Annotated in this window: 18 protein-coding genes and 1 pseudogene; 14 read left to right on the forward strand and 5 right to left on the reverse strand. The window is 74.2% G+C overall.

The annotated features are described in order from the left end of the window. Positions 1-150: 150 nt before the first annotated feature. Both V9U70_RS19845 and V9U70_RS30615 read right to left on the reverse strand, forming a co-directional pair. Positions 151-1,266 carry a SigE family RNA polymerase sigma factor gene (locus tag V9U70_RS19845; protein ID WP_336677049.1) on the reverse strand — a complete coding sequence of 372 codons (1,116 nt, stop codon included), beginning with the start codon at positions 1,264-1,266 and terminating at the stop codon, positions 151-153. 452 nt (positions 1,267-1,718) lie between these two features. Beyond that, positions 1,719-1,926 (reverse strand): annotated as a pseudogene (locus V9U70_RS30615) (helix-turn-helix domain-containing protein); the annotation flags it as partial. A 125-nt stretch (positions 1,927-2,051) separates the two neighbouring features. On the opposite strand from V9U70_RS30615, the gene V9U70_RS19855 reads away from it, so the two are divergent. Then, on the forward strand, positions 2,052-3,824 hold the full coding sequence (locus tag V9U70_RS19855; protein WP_336677517.1) for a cell division protein PerM: 1,773 nt from the start codon (positions 2,052-2,054) through the stop codon (positions 3,822-3,824). Between the two features lie 173 nt (positions 3,825-3,997). On the opposite strand, the gene V9U70_RS19860 is transcribed toward V9U70_RS19855, so the two are convergent. Further along, a complete protein-coding gene (locus tag V9U70_RS19860) occupies positions 3,998-4,921 on the reverse strand; it encodes a hypothetical protein (RefSeq protein WP_336677052.1) in 924 nt (307 codons plus the stop codon). A gap of 293 nt (positions 4,922-5,214) precedes the next feature. On the opposite strand from V9U70_RS19860, the gene purN reads away from it, so the two are divergent. The 3 genes from purN to V9U70_RS19875 all read left to right on the forward strand — a co-directional run bounded on the left by purN (position 5,215) and on the right by V9U70_RS19875 (position 9,172). Then, positions 5,215-5,868, forward strand: a complete 654-nt coding sequence (purN, locus tag V9U70_RS19865; RefSeq protein WP_336677054.1) for a phosphoribosylglycinamide formyltransferase — start codon at positions 5,215-5,217, stop codon at positions 5,866-5,868. Next, positions 5,855-7,408: a bifunctional phosphoribosylaminoimidazolecarboxamide formyltransferase/IMP cyclohydrolase gene (gene purH, locus V9U70_RS19870; protein ID WP_336677056.1), complete on the forward strand. Its 1,554-nt coding sequence runs from the start codon at positions 5,855-5,857 to the stop codon at positions 7,406-7,408. The genes purN and purH overlap by 14 nt, the downstream gene beginning before the upstream one ends. Before the next feature lie 228 nt (positions 7,409-7,636). Then, positions 7,637-9,172 (forward strand): DUF2079 domain-containing protein, encoded by a 1,536-nt coding sequence (locus tag V9U70_RS19875; RefSeq protein WP_336677058.1) that lies wholly within the window; start codon positions 7,637-7,639, stop codon positions 9,170-9,172. A 103-nt stretch (positions 9,173-9,275) separates the two neighbouring features. Here V9U70_RS19875 and V9U70_RS19880 read toward each other — a convergent pair whose 3' ends face one another. After that, on the reverse strand, positions 9,276-9,887 hold the full coding sequence (locus V9U70_RS19880) for an RDD family protein (protein ID WP_336677060.1): 612 nt from the start codon (positions 9,885-9,887) through the stop codon (positions 9,276-9,278). 229 nt (positions 9,888-10,116) lie between these two features. Here V9U70_RS19880 and V9U70_RS19885 point away from each other — a divergent pair, with 229 nt between their 5' ends. The 9 genes from V9U70_RS19885 (at position 10,117) to V9U70_RS19925 (ending at position 19,928) form a co-directional block, all read left to right on the forward strand. Next, positions 10,117-10,998, forward strand: coding sequence for a bifunctional methylenetetrahydrofolate dehydrogenase/methenyltetrahydrofolate cyclohydrolase (locus V9U70_RS19885; RefSeq protein ID WP_336677062.1), 882 nt, complete (start codon positions 10,117-10,119; stop codon positions 10,996-10,998). A gap of 23 nt (positions 10,999-11,021) precedes the next feature. After that, complete coding sequence (locus tag V9U70_RS19890) at positions 11,022-11,681, forward strand: DUF3017 domain-containing protein (protein ID WP_336677064.1); 660 nt, start codon at positions 11,022-11,024, stop codon at positions 11,679-11,681. Between the two features lie 544 nt (positions 11,682-12,225). Beyond that, positions 12,226-13,383 (forward strand): XRE family transcriptional regulator, encoded by a 1,158-nt coding sequence (locus tag V9U70_RS19895; RefSeq protein ID WP_336677065.1) that lies wholly within the window; start codon positions 12,226-12,228, stop codon positions 13,381-13,383. A gap of 365 nt (positions 13,384-13,748) precedes the next feature. Then, a complete protein-coding gene (locus V9U70_RS19900) occupies positions 13,749-14,738 on the forward strand; it encodes a malate dehydrogenase (protein ID WP_336677066.1) in 990 nt (329 codons plus the stop codon). Between the two features lie 240 nt (positions 14,739-14,978). After that, entirely contained in the window at positions 14,979-16,862 is a 1,884-nt protein-coding gene (locus V9U70_RS19905) for a hypothetical protein (protein WP_336677067.1), read from the forward strand. Further along, positions 16,859-17,242: a hypothetical protein gene (locus tag V9U70_RS19910; protein WP_336677068.1), complete on the forward strand. Its 384-nt coding sequence runs from the start codon at positions 16,859-16,861 to the stop codon at positions 17,240-17,242. Before V9U70_RS19905 ends, V9U70_RS19910 begins: the two co-directional genes overlap by 4 nt. A gap of 3 nt (positions 17,243-17,245) precedes the next feature. Then, entirely contained in the window at positions 17,246-18,256 is a 1,011-nt protein-coding gene (locus tag V9U70_RS19915) for a DcrB/PsbP domain-containing protein (RefSeq protein ID WP_336677069.1), read from the forward strand. A 167-nt stretch (positions 18,257-18,423) separates the two neighbouring features. Beyond that, positions 18,424-18,735 carry a hypothetical protein gene (locus V9U70_RS19920; protein ID WP_336677071.1) on the forward strand — a complete coding sequence of 104 codons (312 nt, stop codon included), beginning with the start codon at positions 18,424-18,426 and terminating at the stop codon, positions 18,733-18,735. 5 nt (positions 18,736-18,740) lie between these two features. Further along, positions 18,741-19,928, forward strand: coding sequence for a glutathionylspermidine synthase family protein (locus V9U70_RS19925; RefSeq protein ID WP_336677072.1), 1,188 nt, complete (start codon positions 18,741-18,743; stop codon positions 19,926-19,928). Positions 19,929-19,943: 15 nt separating this feature from the next. Here the strand turns inward: V9U70_RS19925 and rocD are convergent, their stop codons facing one another. Then, entirely contained in the window at positions 19,944-21,149 is a 1,206-nt protein-coding gene (gene rocD, locus V9U70_RS19930) for an ornithine--oxo-acid transaminase (RefSeq protein ID WP_336677074.1), read from the reverse strand. A 311-nt stretch (positions 21,150-21,460) separates the two neighbouring features. Between rocD and trpS the strand changes: the two genes are divergently transcribed. Beyond that, positions 21,461-22,453: a tryptophan--tRNA ligase gene (gene trpS / locus V9U70_RS19935; RefSeq protein WP_419724005.1), complete on the forward strand. Its 993-nt coding sequence runs from the start codon at positions 21,461-21,463 to the stop codon at positions 22,451-22,453. The last annotated feature ends 59 nt before the right edge of the window (positions 22,454-22,512 follow it).

Here is a 22,512-nt window from a genome sequence, read left to right on the forward strand (position 1 = left end):
CCCGCGCCGTTCGCGCCCCCGCCACTGCTCTCCCCCGGCAGCAGAGCCAGGGCACCGCCCCTGCCCCTGCCGGGCCGGCGTTGGCGCCGCCCTTGCCCTGCCGGGCCGGCGGTGGCGGCGCCGGCCCCTCGCCCCTGGGAGGCGCTGGCCTCACCGCGCCTGCGGAACCAGTCGTTCCGGCCCGTGGGCCACATGCTCGCGGAGCGCCTTCTGCAACTCCAGGTCCTGGGCGGTGAGCTTCTGGGGGCCACCGCGCGGCGGCACGCCCCCGACCCGTTCGGCGGGGGAGATCGGTTGCTCGTAGTGCGTGGGCGCGGTGTGCAGGGTCAGCCCGGTCGCCCCGACGAGGAGAGCCGCGAAGGCGATGGCGGCCCTGGTCCACAGCTTCGCCTTCTTCTCGCTCCCGGTGCGCACGGTCATCGCGGGCGGCGGCACGGGCACGTGCTCGGCGCGCGCCAGCCGACCGAGCCGGTCGTGCAGCAGGGCGGACTGCTCGGCCGGTGAACCGGCGTCCGCCAGTTCCGGCAGCCGTTCGGCGACGGCGGCGCGGGCGGTCATCAGCCGGCCCGCAGCGGCCGGAGTGCTCGCCTCCGTCTCCGCCGCGGTCTCCGGGAGGTCCAGGCCGACCCCGTCGTACAGGAGCAGCGTGCGCCGGTAGGCCGGAGGCAGGTCGATCAGCGCGTCGAACAGCGCCCGCTTTCCCGGTTCTGTGGGCGGCGCGTCGGGGTGCCGGTGCGCGCGGCGCAGCCGGTGCCAGGGGGACAGCGCGTACTCGTACGCCGCCGCGCGCACCCAGCCGGCCGGGTCACGGTCGACGGCCACCTCGGGCCACCGATGCCAGGCCAGCTGGAAGGCGCGCTCCACGGACTCGCGGGCCAGCCCGCGACGGCCGGTCAGCAGGTAGGTCTGCCGGACGAGCGCGGGGGCGGTGCGGGCGTACAGGTCGTCGAAGGCGGCGGCGGGCGAGTGAGCGGGCTCCGGTCCGGGTTCCTCGGCGCCCCGCGTGGTGAGGCCGGGGGGCGGCTCCGCTCCGGTGCCAGTCCCGGGGGTCGGCTCTGCTCCGGTGCCGGGCCGAAGGGGCGGCTCGGCTTCGAAGCCGGGGGGCGGCTCCGCTCCGGCTCCGGGGGTGGTGACCGTGCCCGGCCCGGGGGCGGTGACCGTGCCGGGTACGGTGACCGGCCCGGCCGCCGGCCCCGGAGCCGCTTTCGCGCCGGGCTCGCCGGCCGGGCTCTCGGGCCTCGTGCCTGCCCGGGCAAGGGTTTCCACCCCGGTACCGGCGGTGGTTCCTGCCCCGGCCCCGGCGGCGGTTGCCGTCCCGGTTCCCGCCCTGGTCCTGGCACCCGTTCCTTCCGGGGCCCCCGCCCTGGCCCCTGCCCCGGCCCTCGTCGGGGTGCTCGTCGGCGCGCCCGACGCCCTGGTCTCCGCCCTCGCCCTCGCCCTCGCTCCTGTTCCCGCCCCCGCCCCTGTCCGCCGGTCCGCCTCCGCGGCGCTGCCTGCGCGCGGACGCGTGCCTTCCCCCGCCACGTCCGGTCGGCACGGCTCCGGCTTCGCCCGCATGGCCGAGGCGGGAGCGGTCGTCGGTCTCGCGGAAGGCGACGGGGCGCAAGGCGGCATCGCGGGCGTCGGCGTCGGCGTCGGCTTTCCGTTTCGCGCACCGGCCCGCGCCCCCTTCCGCGCCCGCCGTGGCGGCTTCTCCGGGATGGCTCCCACGGTCGATGCCGGGCTGATCAGCTCGGCGTACAGGGCGCGCTTTCGTCCGCGCGGGCTCGTGCGCCCCGTCTCCCAGGAGCGCACGGTGGCGCGAGTGACGCCGACGGCCGCCGCCACCTGCTCCTCGCTCAGCGACTTCGCCTCACGCAGTCTGCGCCGCTCCTTGGGGGAGGGCAGCGGCGGCGCGGCGGCCTCGTCGGTGGTGCTCCGGGTCATGGGTGACCCCCGGCGGCGCTGCACGGGGTGAAAAAGTACATAAACGTATATTGAGCGACACAGCGGCTCTTCGTGCGTTACGCGATATCAGCGCGTGTCGTTGGCAGCATGGCCGCGTGACCCAGATGACGCATCGCAGCCCGAAGGCGCCGGCCGAGCAGAACCGGACGGCCGTCCTGGCCTCCGCGCTGGCCAGAGGCGTCGTCGCCGCGGGGCTCGGCCTCGGGGCGCTGGCTGTGCTGGGCACAGTGCTGTGGATCAGCTCCCCGTTCCCGGACGGCGGACCCGACGGCGCGCTGCGCGCCGCGGCCGGAATCTGGCTGCTCGCGCACGGCGCAGGCCTCGTGCGCACCGGCGCCCTCGCGGGCGGTCCCGCCCCTGTCGCGATGGTGCCGTTGCTGCTCGTGGTGGGCCCGGTCTGGCTCGCGCACCGTGCGGCACGCGGTGCGGCGGTGGCGGAGGCGGGGCGGGCCCGGCCTTCGCCGGCGAGGGCGTTCTGTGCGGTGACGGCGGGTTATCTGCTGGTGATGGCGGGGGCGGCGGCCTACGCGCGAGGTGGTTCGCTGCGGGTGGAGCCGGACGCGCTGGCGTTCCCCGCAGCGCTGGTGGTGGCCGGAGCGGCGGCGGCCGGGGTGTGGTCGGCGGCCGGGCGGCCCCTCGGCCCGATGCCGTCCTGGTCGCCCCTGGCGCTTCAGGAGGCCGTCGCGCGCACGCTCTTCCGCGACCGGGCCGAGGCGGTGTGCCGGTCGGCCGCGGCCGGGGTGATGGTGCTGCTCGGGGGTGGCGCGTTGCTGGTCGCGGTGGCCCTGGGCCGGAACGCGGAGGCGGCGCAGGACTCGTTCCTGGCGCTCGCGGGCGACTGGTCGGGGAGGTGCGCGGTCCTGCTGCTCGCCGTGTCGCTCGTGCCGAACGCCGCGCTGTGGGGGGCCTCGTACGGGCTCGGGCCCGGCTTCTCGCTGGGCACGGGGGCCACGGCCACTTTGCTGGGTCTTGACGGGGCCCCGGCGGCGCCCGAGTTCCCGTTGCTGGCCGCGCTGCCCGCGCAGGGCCCCGGCTCGGCGCTCAACGGGGCGGCCCTGGCGGTGCCGGCGGCGGCGGCGCTGGCGGTCGCCTGGTTCACCGTCCGCAGGGCGGCGCCCGTCGGCGTCCCGCGCGCACGGGCCTGGAGCCCGCGCGAGACGGTGCTGGTGACCCTGTCGGCCGCGGCGGGGTGCGGTGCGGGCACGGCGTTGCTCACGGCGGTCGCGGGCGGCCCTCTCGGCACCGGCGTGCTCAGCGCCTTCGGGCCCGTGTGGTGGCTGACCGGTCCGGCGGCGATGGCGTGGACGGGGTTCGTCGGCGTACCGGCGGCCCTGCTGCTACGGGCGTGGCGACTGCGCGAGCCGGGCTGGACGGCGTGGCGCGGGAGCGTGCCCGAGGCGTCCTCGGCGACGACGGCCGAACAGCGGGACGCCCCTGCGCCGGCCCGTCGGGCCGGGGGCGGTCAGCAGGCCGTTGGAGCGCCCGAGGCCCCCGAAGCGCCTGAGGGCTCCGGGAAGCCCGGGTGTCCCGAGAAGTCCGCCCTCCCGGAGAAGCCCGAGGCCTCCGAAGCGCCTGAGTCCTCCGAGTCGGCCGCCGGGGGGGAGAAGGTCCCCGTCCAGCGGTCGCGCCGCTGGTGGGCGCCGTGGCGTACGGGAAGCGGCGTGGGGAAGGGCGGCGACCGCGGGACGGCGGTGCCGGGAGGCTCGGCCGCGACCTCCGTCCCGGCCCCCGGCGCAGCACTCTCCCCGGCGGGGGACGGGCGGAACGGCGGAGGGTTCGAGCCGTACGACTTCCTGCCGGCCGACCCCTGGCACGAGAAGGAGTCCCGGGGGGCCGGAGGGGACGGGCCGCCCTCCGGCGGGGCCCCGGCGGGCTGAGTTCCGCGGCGGGCCGGGCCCCGCGGCCCCGGCCGGCCTGGCCCCGTCATCCCGCTGCCCGGTCGTCCTCCAGGCCTGTTCCTGACGGACGACGTGAACGGTGCACCTGCCTCCCGGCCGGGTCGGTGGGCCCGGTCAGGAGGCGGGCCGGGGGGAGCCGACCGGCGCGGAGGTCACTCCTTGACGCCGAAGAGCGGCTCCAGCGGCTTCGGCAGGTGTTCGTTGCAGGCCAGCGCGCCGGTCTTGGTCAGGGCGTCGTTCACACACGTGTAGTAGTCGCGGTAGACGAGCTGCACGGTGTACGACGTCACCACGATGAGCAGCGCCAGCAGGGCCGTCACCAGACCACTGACCGCCGCCGTGGTCTGCTGCCTGCTGCTGACGTTGCGGGGGGCGGCGGACAGGGGAGTCGGGCCGGGGCGGACGCCGCCCTCCGTGCCCACGTCGTCCCCGGTCGCGGGAGCGGTCGCTCTCGTGCCGTCGTCTGCCGTGGAGTCCGTCGCCAAGGCGCTCTTCTGCGGGGCGCGCAGCGCACTGACCGCCCAGTACACCGAGAGCGCGCCCAGCAGCAGGGCGATCTCGGGGAAGTCGAAGAGCGCGAAGAAGAAGGCCCACATGCCGCCGAGCAACGCATAGCGGGCGCGGCGCTGGGTGGGGTCGGTCGGGTCCCAGCGGGGCCCGGCCGGGCCGCCGCCCGGCCCGCCCTTGCCTCCCGCACCGTTCGCGCCGGGCCGGCCGCCGAAACCGCCGCTGCCCCGGCCGGGCTGCTTGCTGCTCCACTGGCTGCCCCACCCGGAGCGGCCACCGGAGGAGGAGCCGTCACCGGGCCCGGAGTCCTCGCCGCCGTCGCCGCCGGACCCGGCCGGGAGGCGCGGCTGCCACGGCTGGTCCGGCCGGTCCGCGGGCGGTGCGGCGAACGGGTTGTCGTCCTCCGGCTTCGCGGCGGAGCCGGAGGCCGGGGCGGAGCCGGAGCCGGAAGGGGAGGAGGGCGGGCCCGCGGAGGAGTCCGGCGAAGAGGAAGGGCGTTCCCGCATCAGCGGGGCGGCCCGCTCGGGCAGGGGGAGGCGGAAGGCGGTGCGACGGCGTCGGTCCGGCATGTGGTGAACGTCTTCCCCATCTCGTCATGTCCGCCCGGAGGGCGGTTCGTCCGCCCGGTGGACGGTGCGCTGTCCCCTGACGCTACCTCCCGGCCCCGCCCCCGTCCCGTGGGGGCCGTCGGGTGTGCCGGTATCGTTGCTGACGGTCGGCTCGTTCGTAGGGTTCCCCGTATCGGGCGAAGCGATTCTTTCGTACGACCGTACAAATGTGCGCCGTACGCACGCCGCCGCATCCCCCGCACATCCCGCACCTGCGTCACCACGCGGTCATCACGCGAGAAAGGGCCCCCCACGTGGCCTCCCCGCCCTCCTCCGCCGCCCCCGTCCGGCTGGTCGTGCTGGTCTCCGGCTCCGGTACGAACCTCCAGGCCCTGCTCGACGCCATCGCGGAGGACCCCGGATACGGGGCGCGGATCGTCGCGGTCGGCGCGGACCGCGAGGGAACCGGCGGCCTGGAGCGCGCCGAGCGGGCGGGCATCCCCACGTTCGTGTGCAAGCTCAAGGACCACGCCACCCGCGCAGCCTGGGACGAGGCGCTCACCGCGCACGTCGCCGGGCACCGGCCGGACCTCGTCGTCTCCGCCGGCTTCATGAAGATCGTGGGCCCGGCGTTCCTCGCCGCCTTCGGCGGCCGGGTCGTCAACACCCACCCCGCCCTGCTGCCCAGTTTTCCCGGTGCCCATGGCGTGCGTGACGCGCTCGCGTACGGCGTGAAGGTCACCGGGTGCACCGTCCACTTCGTCGACGACGGCGTCGACACCGGTCCGATCATCGCGCAGGGCGTGGTCGAGGTGACCGAGGAGGACACGCCGGAGGGCGAAGCCGCCCTCCACGAACGCATCAAGGAAGTCGAGCGCACGCTGCTCGTCGAGGCCGTGGGGCGGATCGCCCGTGACGGTCATCGCATTGAGGGACGAAAGGTTCATCTCGGTCATGTCGGTGAATAAGCCCATCCGCCGCGCTCTGGTCAGTGTCTACGACAAGACGGGGCTCGAAGACCTCGCCCGCGGCCTGCACGAGGCGGGCGTCGAACTCGTCTCCACCGGCTCCACCGCCGGGAGGATCGCCGGCGCCGGAGTGCCGGTCACCAAGGTCGAGGAGCTGACCGGCTTCCCCGAGTGCCTGGACGGCCGCGTCAAGACGCTGCACCCCCGGGTGCACGCCGGCATCCTCGCCGACCTCCGCCTGGACGCCCACCGCGAGCAGCTCGCCGAGCTGGGCGTGGAGCCGTTCGACCTGGTCGTGGTCAACCTCTACCCGTTCACGGAGACTGTCGCCTCCGGCGCCTCCGACGACGCGTGCGTGGAGCAGATCGACATCGGCGGCCCCTCCATGGTCCGCGCCGCCGCCAAGAACCACCCGTCGGTCGCCGTCGTCACCAGCCCCGAGCGGTACGGGGACGTCCTCGCCGCGGTCCGGTCGGGCGGCTTCGACCTCACCGCCCGCAAGCGGCTGGCCGCCGAGGCGTTCCGGCACACCGCCGCGTACGACGTGGCCGTCGCCTCGTGGTTCGCCGACGGCTACGCGGCCGACGACGACTCCGGCCTCCCGGCGTTCCTCGGCGACACCTTCGTCCGCAAGAGCGTGCTGCGCTACGGCGAGAACCCGCACCAGCCCGCCGCGCTCTACACCGAGGGCGGCGGCGGACTCGCCGAGGCCGAGCAGCTGCACGGCAAGGAGATGTCCTACAACAACTACACGGACACCGACGCCGCACGCCGCGCCGCCTACGACCACGCCGAGCCGTGCGTCGCGATCATCAAGCACGCCAACCCGTGCGGCATCGCGATCGCCGACGACGTCGCGACGGCCCACCGCAACGCGCACGCCTGCGACCCGCTCTCCGCGTTCGGCGGCGTCATCGCCGTCAACCGACCGGTGACCGTCGAGCTGGCGGAGCAGGTCGCGGAGATCTTCACCGAGGTCATCGTCGCCCCGGCGTACGAGGACGGCGCCGTGGAGGTACTCGCCCGGAAGAAGAACATCCGGGTGCTGCGCTGCCCCGAGGCCCCGGCCTCCGCGTTCGAGGTCAAGCCGATCGACGGTGGCGCGCTCCTCCAGGCCGCGGACCGGCTCCAGGCCGAGGGCGACGACCCGGCCGGCTGGACCCTCGCCACGGGGGACGCCCTCCCGGCCGACGAGCTGAAGGAGCTCTCCTTCGCCTGGAAGGCGTGCCGCGCCGTGAAGTCCAACGCGATCCTCCTCGCCAAGGACGGCGCGTCGGTCGGCGTCGGCATGGGACAGGTCAACCGTGTCGACTCCGCCAAGCTCGCCGTCGAGCGGGCGGGCGAGGAGCGGGCGCGGGGGGCGTACGCCGCCTCCGACGCGTTCTTCCCGTTCCCGGACGGCCTGGAGATCCTCACGGCGGCCGGTATCAAGGCCGTCGTCCAGCCCGGCGGGTCCGTCCGTGACGAGCTGGTCGTCGAGGCCGCGAAGAAGGCCGGCGTCACCATGTACTTCACCGGTACGCGCCACTTCTTCCACTGACCGGCCCGATCGGCCGCACCCGCCGACGCCCCTGGGCCGCGTCCCGCACCGGGACGCGGCCCAGCGGCCTTTCTGCCGGACCGCGCAGGCCAAAGGCCCCTGGGAGACCGCGCGACGGGGTCCCGCCGGGAGACCCGCCGTGTCCGCCGTGGGGACGAGGGCCGCCGCTCTGTTCTAATGAACGGCCGCAGACATCCGAACGGCCCGAGAGACCGCAGCGGGGGCACCGTGCTTGAGCTGAACAAGAGTGGAACGGACCGGTCGGGACGGTTGCCCGCGCAAGGGCCGGGGCCCGACGCCTCACCGGCGGCCGACCCCCCGCCACGCCCCGGCGGCGACCTGAGGGGCACCGCCGAACGGGTCCCGCTGCGCCCGTACGTCATCGCCGCCGCGGTCCTGTGCGCGCTGTACTTCCTCTACTCCTCCCTCCAGTACGGCCGCTTCGGCTCGCCCTCCTGGGACCTCGGGATCTTCGAACAGGAGGTCAGGGCCTACGCCGGGTTCGACGCCCCGATCGTCGACATCAAGGGCCCCGGCTATCTGATCCTCGGCGACCACTTCAGCCCGATCGTGGCCCTGCTCGCCCCCCTGTACTGGCTCTGGCCCTCGGCCGAGGCCCTGCTGTTCGCCCAGGCCGCACTGTTCGCGGTGGGCGCGGTCGTGGTCGGCCGCACCACCCAGCAGCTCCTGGGCGGCCGCTCCGGGCTGTGCGTCACCATCGCGTACGGGCTGTCCTGGGGAATCCAGGAAGCGGTGAAGTCCGACTTCCACGAGATCGCCTTCGCCGTTCCGCTGCTGGCGCTCGTCTGCCGCGCGCTGCTCCTGCGGCGGTGGACGGCCGCGCTGCTCTGGTCGCTGCCGCTGGTCCTGGTCAAGGAGGACCTCGGCGCCACCGTCGCGGTCGTCGGCTTCCTGCTCTTCGTGTACGGCCGCCGCCTCCAGGGCGCGCTGCTCGCCGCCTTCGGTGTGGCGGCCTTCGTCGTCACCCTCGTCGTCCTCATCCCGGCGGCCAGCAGCGCGGGACGTTACGACTACTGGCAGAAGATCGACAAGAAGGGCGAGCAGGACGTCTCGATGGCCGACTCGGTCCTCGGGCTCCTCAACTCCTCCGTCAAGATCGAGATGCTGGTCTTCCTGATCGGCATCACCGCGTTCATGGCGCTGCGCTCGCCGCTGACGCTGCTGATCATCCCCACGCTCGGCTGGCGGTTGCTGTCGCAGGACAGCAACCACTGGGGCATGGTCTGGCACTACAGCGCGATCCTCATGCCGGTGCTGTTCCTCGCGATGGCCGACGGCGTCCGCCGCAGCCGGGACTCGCACCGCCCCTGGCTCGCCTCGTACGCGAAGGCCGCCATGCCCGTGGCGGCCGCGATCGCCGTCGCGATGACCCAGCACCTGCCGCTGCGCGACCTGCTGCGGCCGGAGACCTACCGCACCGACGCCCGCACCCTGGCGGCCCGCCAGGCGCTGGAAGCCATCCCGGCCGGGGCGCGGGTCGAGACCGACATCACGCTGATGGCGCACCTCACCTCCGACCGCACCGTCTACTGGGTCGGGGGAGCGCCGGGCACCGCGCCCGACATCGTCGCCATCAACCTGGACTTCGGCTGGTCCCGCCCGATCCAGGACCCGGTGGCGTACGCGGAGCAACTGCACCCGGAGGCGCGCTACCGCCTCAAGCACCGGGGCGGCAGCTTCGTCGTGATGGAGCGGACGACACCAAAGCCGCCCCGGCTCCCGGGCGTCCGCGAGGACCGCTGAGCCCGGGCGGGCCCGGGCCGTACACGCGAAGGCCGCACCCGGCGNGCGGGTGCGGCCTTCGCGTGTACGGCCCGGCGCGGTGAGCACCGGTGTGCCGGAGAGGTCAGTTGGCCTTGACCACGACCGACGAGCAGACCTTGTCCGCGAACGTCTGCTTCTTCTGGTCCCACAGCGGCCACAGCCAGCCGATGTAGCAGGCGATGCTGTCCAGGAAGTGGGCCAGGCGGCGCACGAAGGCCATGCCGAAGCCCAGCGGGCGGCCGTCGGACTCGCGCAGCAGGCGGATGCCCACGGCCTTCTTGCCGATCGTCTGACCGGTGGTGCCCTCCTGGTACAGCTGCCAGACGGCCACGGCTATGAGGCCGAGGAAACCGACGACCGCCAGGATCGCCCCGACGGCGTCGCCGACCGCGCCACCGATGATGACGAGGATGTACGGCACCATCATGACGAGCCCGTCGACGATCAACCCGCCGAACCGCAGGCCCCAGTGGGCCAGCTCCGGCATGCCGCCGCCCTGCCCCGGCTGCTGCTGCGGGTACGCGCCGTAGGGCTGCCCGGGCTGACCGGGTTGCTGGGGGTAGCCGTAGCCCTGCGGCGGGACGCCCTGCGGAGCCTGCTGCGGGTAACCGTAACCGGGCTGGCCCTGCGGCGGCCCCTGGGGCGGCTGGCCGGGCTGCTGCCCGTACGGGTTGTTCGGGTCGCCGAAGCTCATATGGGGTGTTCCTTCAACAGGCGTGGGGACGAGATGGCCACACGGAGGAAGGACGACGTTCAGCGGCCCACCCCCCGTACAACCGCGGCCCTCATCGTTATGAGCGGAGCCGGGGTTTGTCCAGTCCGGAGCCTCAGACGTTGTGCAAGTGCAATCTCCGGGCCACTCCGACGTCCGGGGAGGCGCGGGCAATTGGTATGCGGGCGGGGTCATCCGCGAGGATGGGGCCATGACTGCCCAGATTCTCGATGGCAAGGCCACCGCTGCCGCGATCAAATCCGATCTGACCGTCCGTGTGGCGGCCCTCAAGGCGCAGGGCATCACCCCTGGCCTGGGGACCCTGCTCGTCGGCGACGACCCGGGCAGCCGGTGGTACGTCAACGGCAAGCACCGTGACTGCGCGCAGGTCGGCATCGGCTCCATCCAGCGCGAACTCCCCGGCACCGCCACCCAGGAGGAGATCGAGGACGTCGTACGGGAGCTGAACGCCAACCCGGAGTGCACCGGCTACATCGTCCAGCTGCCGCTGCCCAAGGGCATCGACACCAACCGCGTCCTGGAGCTGATGGACCCGGCCAAGGACGCCGACGGGCTGCACCCGATGAGCCTCGGACGCCTCGTCCTCAACGAGACGGGCCCGCTGCCCTGCACCCCGCAGGGCGTCGTCCAGCTCCTGCGCGCGCACGACGTGGAGATCGACGGGGCGCACGTGGTGGTCGTCGGACGCGGCGTCACCATCGGCCGGTCGATCCCGCTGCTGCTGACGCGCAAGTCGGAGAACGCCACGGTGACCCAGTGCCACACCGGCACCCGGGACCTCGCCTCCCACCTGCGGCAGGCGGACATCATCGTCGCCGCCGCCGGGGTGCCGCACCTGATCAAGCCGGAGGACGTGAAGCCGGGCGCCGCGGTGCTCGACGTCGGCGTCAGCCGGGACGAGAACGGCAAGATCGTCGGCGATGTGCACCCGGGGGTCCGGGAGGTGGCCGCCTGGGTGGCCCCGAACCCGGGCGGGGTCGGCCCGATGACCCGCGCGCAACTGCTGGTCAACGTGGTCGAAGCGGCCGAGCGGACCGCCGCGGAGGCGGCCGACGCCGCCGCCGCGGGCTGACGGCCGGACGCGGAGGGAACGTCATGGGTGCTGGTACGAGCCCGGCCGCGGGCAGCGGGGCGGGGACCGGCGGTGACGCCGGCGCCGACGACCGTGACGAGGGGGCTGCGCGCGGAGCCGAGGAGCCCTCGCGCGTAACCGGAACCGGAACTGGAGCCGCAGCCGGGTCCGGCACCGAGGCCGGAGCCGGGTCCGGCACGGGGGCCGGGACCGGGGCCGAGGCGAGCATCGAGGGCGGCTCCGATGCGCAGGCCGCATCGGGGCCCGGCGGAGGCGCCGCGCCGCGCCGGTCCCGGCGGTTCCCGCTGTTCACCCGGGACACCGCACGTCCCGAGGGAGGCGGCCGGGCGGCGCCGGGCGACGCGCCCGCTCCGGCCCGGCAGTGGCCGCTGCTCACCGTGCTCTGCGCGGCGGGCGTCGGCCTGCTGATCGTGGCCCTGGACCCGTTCCAGGAGGCGTTCCGCATCGGCGCCGTCCTGATCGGCGGCGCACTGATCGCCGGTGCCGTGCTGCGCTGGGCCGTGCCCTCGGTCGGCATGCTGGCGGTGCGTTCCCGCTTCACCGACCTGGTCACGTACGGGCTGATGGGCACCCTCATCGTCCTGCTCGCCCTGGTCGCGCAGCCGAGGCCCTGGCTGGACGTACCGGTCCTGGAGGACGCGGTCCACTTCACGATCCGCTAGGTCGTGTCCGTCTTCGCGGTCCGCTGGGCCAAGCCGCCCCCGGCCCGCTGAGCCGGGGGCGGCACCGCCGCCCGCCCCCGGCGCCCGTCCCCACCCCCGAGGAGGGACGGGCGCCACGGATCGGGGCCCCAGAGCAGAAGATCCTGGTCCGGGCGGAATGAGCGGCCTTGCCCCGTCCTGCTTCCAGCGTCGTGGACGCGGAGGGCGGCTTCAAGGGCCCCCTGGGGCCTGTGGCACGGAAGTGACCATTCCGGCACGGTGTGATCGTCGCGCAACGATGGCAGACTGGCACGGCGCACAGAGCAGCACGGAGCGGACAGAGCGGCGAAACGGGGCGCGTCGAGACGCGCACCCCGGCCTGAACGCTCCTGTGCGCCCCCTCGTCAGGAACTGACACCCTGGCTTCGCGCATCCTCGTGGGTAGTCCAGCCGAGCGGTCCGGAAGAATCCGGTCGGCCCGGACCGCGGGGCGCGAGGGCCGGGGGGGACCGGCCGCAGCGGGGCACAGCAAGCACGTCCGGGGGACATGAGGGGGGAACACGCGATGCCTCGTTGGAAGGCACTGCCCGAAGAGCTCGACCCGCAGATCAGGGAGTTCACCGGCCAGCTGCGCAGGCTCGTCGACCGCAGCGGGCTGAGCGTCAACGCGGTGGCCGACCGCACGGGTTACAGCAAGACGTCCTGGGAGCGGTATCTCAACGGCCGACTGCTCGCCCCGCGCAGGGCCGTCGTCGCCCTCGCCGAGGTGACGGACACCCCGCAGCACCACCTCATGACGATGTGGGAGCTGGCGGAGCGTGCCTGGAGCCGGGCCGAGATGCGCCACGACATGACGATGGAGGCCATCCGCATCACCGAGGCCCGCGAGGCGCTCGGCGGGATGGGCGCGGCGGGCCGCGGCGCCCGGTCCGGCAGGCCCTCGGGCGGTCGGCACAGCGCGGCGGGCCCCGCCGCGCAGGTCCCGGCAGCGACGGGCCACGCCGGCGCCCCGCCGCGCGCGGCCGGGGCCCCCGGTCGTGAGGCGTACGGCCACGTTCCGGGCGGCCGCCCGGCCGACGTCCACGGAGCCGACCTCCATGGCGGCGGCCGGGGTGAGGGCGGGCTGCCGTCCGTCCCCGCCCAGCGCCGCGCCGCGCCGTCCGCCCCCCAGCGTCCGCAGGGCGGGCGCCGGGCGAACCGGAACGCCGGGGGGAAGACCGCCGACGGACGCCGTAAGGCGGTCATGCTGTCCGTGGGGGCCGTCGGCGCGTTGATCGTCGTGGTCAGTGCGGTGCTCCTCGCGCCGGGCGACGACTCCGCCAAAGCCGCCGTGTCCCCCTCGTCCGCCCCCACCACGGCCGCGCCGGAGCGGCCCGTCGGCGTCGAGTGCGACGGTGACGACTGCGTCGGCCAGGACCCGGAGGCGATGGGCTGCGGCGGGGAGTACGCCCGTACGGTGTCGAGCGCCGAGGTCGGCGGCAGCCGTATCGAGGTCCGCTACAGCGAGGTCTGCTCCGCCGCGTGGGCCCGGCTCACCGAGGCGGCCCTCGGCGACACCGTGCGGATCACCGCGGGCGGGGACGAGGCGGACGGGCAGGACAGCGAGGTCATGGGGGACTCCGACGCGTACACCCCGATGGTCGCCGTGAAGAGCGCGGGCGACGCGCAGGCCTGCGCGACGCTCACCTCCGGCACGCGGGGGTGCACCACCCGGCAGGAGTGACGCCGGCTCCCGCGTGCGTGACTCCGGGACCCGCGGGAGCGACGCCGGGCCCGGAGCGCACGCCCGTCTGCGGGGCCCGGCACACGGGCGTGCGCGGTGCTGGCACGCCAGGCGGGCGTGCGCCCGGCGACGGTCCTGCGGACAGGCGTGCGCCCCGGCGGAAACGGCTTCCGCGCGTGCGGTACGCGACCGGTTGTGCGCGGTGCCACAGGGGGCCGGGCGGCCCCGCGCGGCGGGGTCCGATAGCCTGACCGCCGGATGTCTCTTCACGTCAAGATGTCAGAGAGGCGCGGAGAGGTGTCCAGCACCAGGGTCCGGCACCAGGGGCCGGGACCCCCACCGCCAGCTGTCTAACGGAGACCGCCATGACCCGCACTCCCGTGAATGTCACCGTGACCGGCGCAGCCGGCCAGATCGGCTACGCGCTGCTCTTCCGCATCGCCTCCGGCCACCTGCTCGGCCCCGACGTGCCGGTCAACCTGCGCCTTCTGGAGATCCCGCAGGGCGTCAAGGCCGCCGAGGGCACCGCGATGGAGCTCGACGACTGCGCCTTCCCGCTGCTCCGCGGCATCGAGATCTCCGACGACCCGAACGTCGCCTTCGCCGGTGCGAACGTCGCCCTGCTCGTCGGCGCGCGCCCGCGCACCAAGGGCATGGAGCGCGGCGACCTGCTCGCCGCCAACGGCGGCATCTTCAAGCCGCAGGGCAAGGCCATCAACGACAACGCCGCGGACGACATCAAGGTCCTCGTCGTCGGCAACCCGGCCAACACCAACGCGCTCATCGCGCAGGCCGCCGCCCCGGACGTACCGGCCGAGCGCTTCACCGCGATGACCCGCCTGGACCACAACCGCGCCATCTCGCAGCTGGCCGCCCGGACCGGCGCCGCCGTCTCCGACATCAAGAAGCTGACGATCTGGGGCAACCACTCGGCCACCCAGTACCCGGACATCTTCCACGCGGAGATCGCCGGCAAGAACGCCGCGGAGGTCGTCGACGACGAGGCGTGGCTGGCCGACACCTTCATCCCGACCGTCGCCAAGCGCGGCGCGGCGATCATCGAGGCCCGCGGTGCGTCCTCGGCGGCGTCGGCCGCCAACGCCGCCATCGACCACGTGCACACCTGGGTCAACGGCACCGCCGAGGGCGACTGGACCTCGATGGGCATCCCGTCGGACGGCTCCTACGGCGTCCCCGAGGGCATCATCTCCTCGTTCCCGGTCACCACGAAGAACGGCTCGTACGAGATCGTCCAGGGCCTGGACATCAACGAGTTCTCCCGTGCGCGCATCGACGCGTCGGTCAAGGAGCTCACCGAGGAGCGCGACGCGGTCCGCGAGCTCGGCCTGATCTGACCGTACGGCCCGGTCCGGGCGGCCGCGGCGTCGTCCGGCCTCGGAGTGCGAAGCGTCCTCGTCGGCCTGTGCCGACGGGGACGCTCGCGTTTTCCGCCGAGGGCCCGGAAAGGGTGGCCGACAATCGCCTCGCCCGACGGCCCTGGCCCCGTTACATTGGCCCCCTTCGATCTCCGGCCCCTGCGCCCGTGCGGCTGCGGGCCGTGAGGCAGCGCGCAGCGCCAGGGAAAAGAGGAGCCGGTGACCGGGAGTGCCGTGCCGCGGCCGTCGCAGGGCCAGGGCGATCTGCTCGGGAAACCGCCCGTGCACCCGGCCGTGAGCGAGGCGTGCAGGCTGCTGTGCGCCGGAGTCCATCTGCACGACGGCTACCGGGACGCGGTCATCGACCAGCTGTACGTCCAGGAGCAGCGCGTCGTCGCCCCGTCGTCCGGTTTCGACGCCGCCCGGGTCCTCGCGCACGCGCTGCGCGCCCGCCGCGCCGAACTCGGGTGGGCGGCGGGCATCCTGGGCGCCTGGCTGCTGGGCGCGGCCGTCAGTCAGGGGTTCGTCGGCGCGCTGTTCTTCCCCTCCGTCCTGCTGGCCGTCGCGCCGTGGGTCCGCGGTACCGCGCGCACCCCTCCCTTCCACCGGCGGGTTCCGGCCTTCCTGCTGCGCTGGTACGGGCGTTTCCTGCTGCTCGTCGCCGGACTGTGGATGGGGGGACAGGCCCTGTTCGGCCTCTTCGCGGACGACGAGGAGCCGGGCGTGCCGTCCGGCCCGTACGGCACGGACGGCACCGGTCCCGGCGGCTTCTCCGAGGGGTTTCCGGGCGCCTTCGACCTGGGCCTCTCCCTGATCGTCGGCGACCCCTCCGGCCGGTCCGCCACCGGCTCCGCCTGGGCCGCTCTCTTCTTCCTCGCCCTGATCGCGGGTCTGGTCGGCCTCCAGCGCGGCCAGTTCACCCGGGTGATGCGGGAAGAGCTGTCCCGGAGTAACTTCCCCGACCTCGCCGCCGATCCGGCCGAACGTGCGGCCGGCGCCCGCTTCCGGCGGCTCCAGCAGCGGATACGGCGGGAACAGCACGCACCGCTCATCATGTACGGCGAGCGGGAGCCGTTCTGCGGCGCGGGCGCCCCCTACCGCCCCTGGAATCTGGCGGTCGAGCTCCGGCCGAGCGAGGACGGCCCCACGGAGCCGCTCGACAACGCCCGCATCCTGCGGCGGATCGTGCCGCTGCTGGAGGCCCTCAGGGTGCCCTCCCCGCACGGTTCGCCCGAGGGGGCGGCGGCCGTCCGGGACCGGCTGCGGGAGCTGGTGATCGACGAGTGCGTCTTCCTGCCGGTGGCCGGCATGCCCCGGCGCGAGGACGCCCCGTACGGCCCCGAGGAGTTCGAGGCGCACCGCGGCCGCGCCGTCGAGGAGGGCGGGGAGAGCCGGCGGCACTTCCTGCGCATCCGGGTCGGCGGCTGGAACGAGGAGGTCGTCGTCACCGTCTTCGTGCGGGTCCACACCCAGGGCGGGATGCTGATGCTGGAAGTGGCCCCCCACGTGCTGATGCCCATCCACCCGCTGTTCCGTGACGCCGACCGGATCGCCCACCGCCACCACCACAACAACGGGTTCGGCAAAGCCGTCTGGGCGCTCTCCCGCACCCCGTCCTCGCTGGTGCGCTCGATCGTCACCCTGGGGCGGGGCGTGGTGAGTTCCTGGCAGCTGCTCACGGCCGGGAACAGCGGCGCGCTGGCCGAGGGCCCCGCGCTGTCCGTCCGGGAACTGGGCGCCGACGAGACGGCGTCGCTCTTCCAGGACATGGACGTCAACCGGTATCTGAAGAGCATCGAGGACCGGGTCGCGGGCGGCGTCAGACTCGCGCTGCGCGAAGCCGGCTGGAAGACCGACGAGTTCGAGCAGAAGATCGTCAACATCGGCGCGGGCGGCGTGTTCATCGGGACCGCGAAGGACAGCGCCATCGGGATCGGCGACCACAACGACGTCAGGCGCTCCGGCCCGCCGGGCGGTCCGTCCGGCCCCGGCCGGAGCCCCGGGACGAAGAGCCTCGGCGGCGAGCAGGGCGTCCCCGGACCGCGTGGACCGAAGGGCCCCGCACCAGCCCAGGACCGACAGCCGAAGGCAGGAGAGACATGACCGGACCGAGCCCCGACCACCAGCAGCCGCAGCGCACCGTGCACATCGGCTCGGTGACCGGCAGCGCCTTCGCCGTCGGCGACCACAACACCGTCACCCAGCACCAGCACACGGGACCGGCCGACGCGGCCCAGGCCGAACTGCTGCGGGCCGTCCGGGAACTCCGCGCCGACCTGGCCCGGTTCGTCGCCTCCGACACCACGGCAGTCCTCGACGCGGAACTGGTCCGCGTCGAGGACGAGATCGAGACCTCCGGCGCGGCGGAGCCGGGCCGCCTGGCAGGCCTGCGCACGGCGCTCACCGCGGCCGGCGCCCTCACCGGGAGCCTGGCGTCCGGCGTCGCGGTGGCCGACGCGCTCACCGCCCTGCTGGGAGGCTGAACGATGGCCCGGGGCGGCGGCGTGCGCTGGAACGACGAGACCCAGAGCTGGGAGACCGAACCGGCGCGCGTCCCGACCCCGCCGCCGGCGGCGCCCGCCCCGTACCCGCCCACCGCCGCCCCGGCGCCGCCGCCCGCGCCTCCCGGCCCCTACCCGCCCGCAGAGCCCGCCTCGTACCCGCCCGCGCGGCCCGGCCCGTACCCGTCCGCGGTGCCCGGCCCGTACCCGGAGTCCGACCCGTACAGCGCGCAAGGGACTCCGGCCCCGTACGGCGAGGCCCTCGACCCGGACGGGGCGGTGACCGCCGCCGGGCCGGCGCGTGCCCGGATCACCCCGCTGACCGCAGGGCTCGCCGTGGCGGTGCTCGCCGCGGCGGCCGCCTCGCTATGGTTCGCCGCCACGGGCGGCGAGGACGGCCGGCGGGACGACGCCCGGGGCCACACGTCCAGCGTCGCCGCGGACCGGTCCGCGCAGACGGCCGGCCCGGACCCCGCCCGCACCGGGGACGCCCCCTCCGAGGCCCTCGACGTATCCGGCGCCGCGTCGCCGGGCGGCGCCCCGCCGGCCGGATACCGGACGCGGGACGACGAGGAGGGCTTCCGGATCGCCGTGCCGAAGGAGTGGGACGAGCGCACGCGGAGCGCCGGCGCGGTCTTCTACAAACCCGCCGCGGGCCCGGAGCTGCTCCAGGTCTTCCGGGTCGCCGAACCGGGCATGACCGCGCTGGAAGCGGTCCGCGCCGCCTCCGCGGAGCGCAGGGGCAGCCCCGGCTTCGACGAGGTCCGCGTCGGTGTGGTCGACAACCCGGCGGGCGGCGAGGCGGCCGAGCTGGTGTACGCGTACGACCACGCGGAGACGGGCGGCCGCCGCCAGGTCGTCGAGCGGGTCTTCACCGCCGCCGACGGCCGGCTCTACGCGGTGCTGGTCGCCGCCCCCGCCGACGACTGGCCGCGCCACGAGGAGATCCTCGACACCGCCGTGACGCACTTCGAGCCGTACGGCACCCCCTTCTGACGTCCCGTCGCCGACGACGGGCCCCCGGCCCCGGAGCACGCCCCCGAGGCGGGGGAGGCGGCTCGTCGCGGGTTCCGACCGGGCCGGGCATCCACCTATTCTGATGAACGGCACCGGCGACGGAAGGACAGCCGGGGCCGCTTGCGTACGACGGGGGAGAACTGCTCATGAACAAGCGACGGCTGAGATCGAGCACGGTCGTGCTCGGGGGCATGGGGCTGCTCGCCCTGGCGCTCTCGTCCTGCGGATCGGAGCCGGACCGGCGGTGCGCCGACCGCACGACCCGCGAGACGCTGCCCGGTCACGAGTGCCGGGGCGGCAGCGGCGGCAGTGGCGGGGCCGGCGGCACGGGCGGCGGAAGCCGCGGAGCGTACTACTACGGCGGCGAGTCGTCCGACGGCAGGGTCAAGGGCGGGAGCTTCGACAAGTCCGCGGTCGACCGCGGCGGCTTCGGCTGCACCCGGTCCGGCGGAGGCTGAGCGTCGTGCGGCGCCGCACCCTGGACCCGCGCCCCGGCTGGCAGGAGACCGTCGAGGCGCAGGGCCTCGTCTACCCGCTCACCCGCTATCCGGACGGCTCGCTGCGCCCCTATTGGGACGAGAGCGCCTACTACGTCTTCTCGCTGCCGGAGGTCGAGGCATTGGAGGAGACCGTCGGGGAACTGCACACGATGTGCCTGGCCGCCGCCGCGCACATCGTCGAGCACGACCGCTTCGCCGAGCTCGGCATCACCGACCCGCGACTGGCCTCGCTGGTCGCGGAGTCCTGGCGGCGGCGCGCGGAACTGCCCTCCGTGTACGGCAGGTTCGACCTGCGGTACGACGGGAGCGGCCCGGCGAAGATGCTGGAGTACAACGCCGACACGCCCACCTCGCTGGTGGAGGCGGCGAGCGCGCAGTGGTTCTGGATGGAGGAACGGTTCCCCGGGGCCGACCAGTGGAACTCCCTGCACGAGCGGCTGGTCGACGCCTGGAAGCGGCAGGCGCCGCTGCTGCCGCCCGGGCCCCTGCACTTCGTGCACTCGGACGGCGACGAGATGGGCGAGGACCTGATGACGGTCGCGTACCTCCGCGAGACCGCCCAGCAGGCCGGGATCGACACCGAGGCGCTGTCCGTCGAGGAGATCGGCTGGGACCGGCTGTCCGGCCGGTTCGTCGACGACCGCCTCCGCTTCCTCCGCAGCTGCTTCAAGCTCTACCCCTGGGAGTGGCTCGTCACGGACCGCTTCGGGCCGCAGGTGCTGGACACCCTCGACAACGGCGGCGGCACCGGAACCACCTGCTGGATCGAGCCCGCGTGGAAGATGCTGCTCTCCAACAAGGCGCTGCTCGCCATCCTGTGGGAGCTCTACCCCGGCCACCCGAACCTGCTGCCGGCCCACCTCGACGGCCCCCGGGAGCTGGCCGGGCCGGGCGGGGCCGGATACGTGTCCAAGCCGCTGCTCGGCCGCGAGGGCGCCGGGGTCGACGTGCACGGCCCCGGCTCCCCTGCCGTCCTGCGCGACGAGCCGTGCTGCTACCAGGAGCTGGCCCCGCTGCCCGAGGTCGACGGCAACCGGGTGGTGCTCGGCGCGTGGGTCGTGGAGGACGAGGCGGCCGGGCTCGGCATCCGGGAGTCCGCGGGGCTGGTCACGGACGAGTACGCCCGTTTCCTGCCCCACGTCATCCTCTGAGCCCGCCGGACCGGCTCAGGCGCTCAGCACCGCCCGGAGCCGGTCCAGCCCCCAGTCCAGGTCCTCCTTGCCGATCACCAGCGGCGGCGCGATCCGGATCGTGGAGCCGTGGGTGTCCTTCACCAGCACCCCCTGCTCCATGAGCCTCTCGGAGATCTGCCGGCCGGTGCCCAGCGCGGGCGCGAGATCGACGCCCGCCCACAGGCCCCGGCCGCGCACCGCCTCCACCGCGCCGTCGTCCGCCAGCAGCCCCAGCTCCCGGTGGAGGTGGTCGCCCAGCTCCGCGGCCCGCTCCTGGTACTCGCCGGTCCGCAGCATCGCGATGACCTCCAGGGCCACCGCGCACGCCAGCGGGTTCCCGCCGAAGGTGGAGCCGTGCTCACCCGGCCGGAAGACCCCCAGCACGTCCGCCGACGAGACCACCGCGGAGACGGGCACCACTCCGCCGCCCAGCGCCTTGCCGAGGACGTACATGTCCGGCGTCACGCCCTCGTGCTCGCACGCGAAGGTCTTCCCGGTCCGGCCGAGGCCCGACTGGATCTCGTCCGCGATGAACAGCACGTTCCGCTCGCGGGTCAGCTCCCGCACCCCGGGCAGATAGCCGGCCGGCGGCACCAGCACCCCGGCCTCACCCTGGATCGGCTCGATCAGCACCGCCACGGTGTTCTCGGTCATCGCCTCACGGAGCGCGGTGAGGTCCCCGTACGGCACGATCTCGAAGCCCGGGGTGTACGGGCCGTAGTCGGCCCGCGCCTCCTGGTCCGTGGAGAAGCTGACGATCGTGGTCGTGCGGCCGTGGAAGTTGTCCGAGGCCACGATGATCTTCGCCATGCCGTCCGGGACGCCCTTGACCCGGTAGCCCCACTTGCGGGCGGTCTTGACCGCGGTCTCCACCGCTTCCGCCCCGGTGTTCATCGGCAGGACCATCTCCATGCCGCACAGCTCGGCCAGCCGGGTGCAGAAGTCGGCGAACCGGTCGTGGTGGAAGGCCCGGGAGGTCAGCGTCACCCGGTCCAGCTGGGCCTTGGCCGCGTCGACGAGGCGGCGGTTGCCGTGGCCGAAATTGAGTGCTGAGTACCCGGCGAGCAGATCGAGGTACCGGCGGCCCTCGACATCGGTCATCCACGCGCCGTCCGCCGACGCCACGACGACCGGCAACGGGTGGTAGTTGTGCGCGCTGTGCGCCTCGGCGGAGGCGATGGCGGTTTCCGTGGTCGACACGGGATCTCCGTTCGTCGTGCGGTGGGGGCGAGGGTGGTGCCCACTTTGTATCGTCGGTCGGATGCCGCGCCGGGAAACCTCCACCACGCGGCGCGCCCGCCGTCGCACGCCCGGCGGTCCGCGGGTGCGGCCCGTCCCAGCCGTGCGCCCGCGTGCTCCAGGCTCCGGCCGGTACGCGCCCGTTCCGCCCCGTACCGGCTGCCGGGGACGGGGCGGGCACCTGAGACAATGGGCCCATGGCCTCTGATCGCCCTTCGCTCACCACGGACCAGCCGCAGACGGGCCGCGCCGGTGCGGCCGCCCGCCCGCGCGTGCTCTCCGGAATCCAGCCCACCGCAGGCTCGTTCCACCTCGGCAACTACCTGGGCGCGGTGCGCCAGTGGGTGGCGTTGCAGGAATCCCATGACGCGTTCTACATGGTCGTGGACCTGCACGCGATCACGGTGCCGCAGGACCCCGCCGAGCTGCGGGCCAACACCCGGCTCGCCGCGGCACAGCTGCTCGCGGCCGGCCTGGACCCGGAGCGGTGCACGCTCTTCGTCCAGAGCCATGTGCCCGAGCACGCCCAGCTCGGCTGGGTGATGAACTGCCTCACCGGCTTCGGCGAGGCCTCCCGGATGACCCAGTTCAAGGACAAGTCCGCCAAGCAGGGCGCCGACCGCGCCACCGTCGGCCTTTTCACCTACCCGGTCCTCCAGGTCGCCGACATCCTGCTCTACCAGGCCGACCAGGTCCCGGTCGGAGGCGACCAGCGCCAGCACGTCGAGCTGACCCGCGATCTCGCCGAGCGCTTCAACGGCCGATACGGACAGACGTTCACCGTGCCGGCTCCGTACATCCTCAAGGAGACGGCGAAGATCCTCGACCTCCAGGACCCGGCGGTCAAGATGAGCAAGTCGGCCTCCACGCCGAAGGGCCTCGTCAACCTGCTGGACGACCCGAAGGCCACGGCGAAGAAGGTGAAGAGCGCCGTCACCGACACCGACACGGTGATCCGCTACGACGAGGAGAAGAAGCCCGGCGTCAGCAATCTCCTCACCATCCTCTCCACCCTCTCCGGCAGCCCGGTCGAGGACCTGGTGCGGTCGTACGAGGGCAAGGGCTACGGCGCGCTGAAGACCGACCTCGCCGAGGCGATGGTGGAGTTCGTCACTCCGTTCCGGGCCCGCACCCAGGAATATCTGGACGACTCCGAGACGCTGGACTCGATCCTGGCCAAGGGCGCGGAGAAGGCCAGGGCCGTCGCGGCGGAGACCCTGGCGCAGACGTACGACCGGATGGGCCTCCTGCCCGCGAAGCACTGAGTCCAAGGGCCCTGGCGAGATCGCGGCCCGAGGGGCCACACTTGCGGCGACAGGACGTG

This window comes from Streptomyces pratensis, assembly GCF_037137275.1.
Taxonomy (GTDB): domain Bacteria; phylum Actinomycetota; class Actinomycetes; order Streptomycetales; family Streptomycetaceae; genus Streptomyces; species Streptomyces pratensis_B.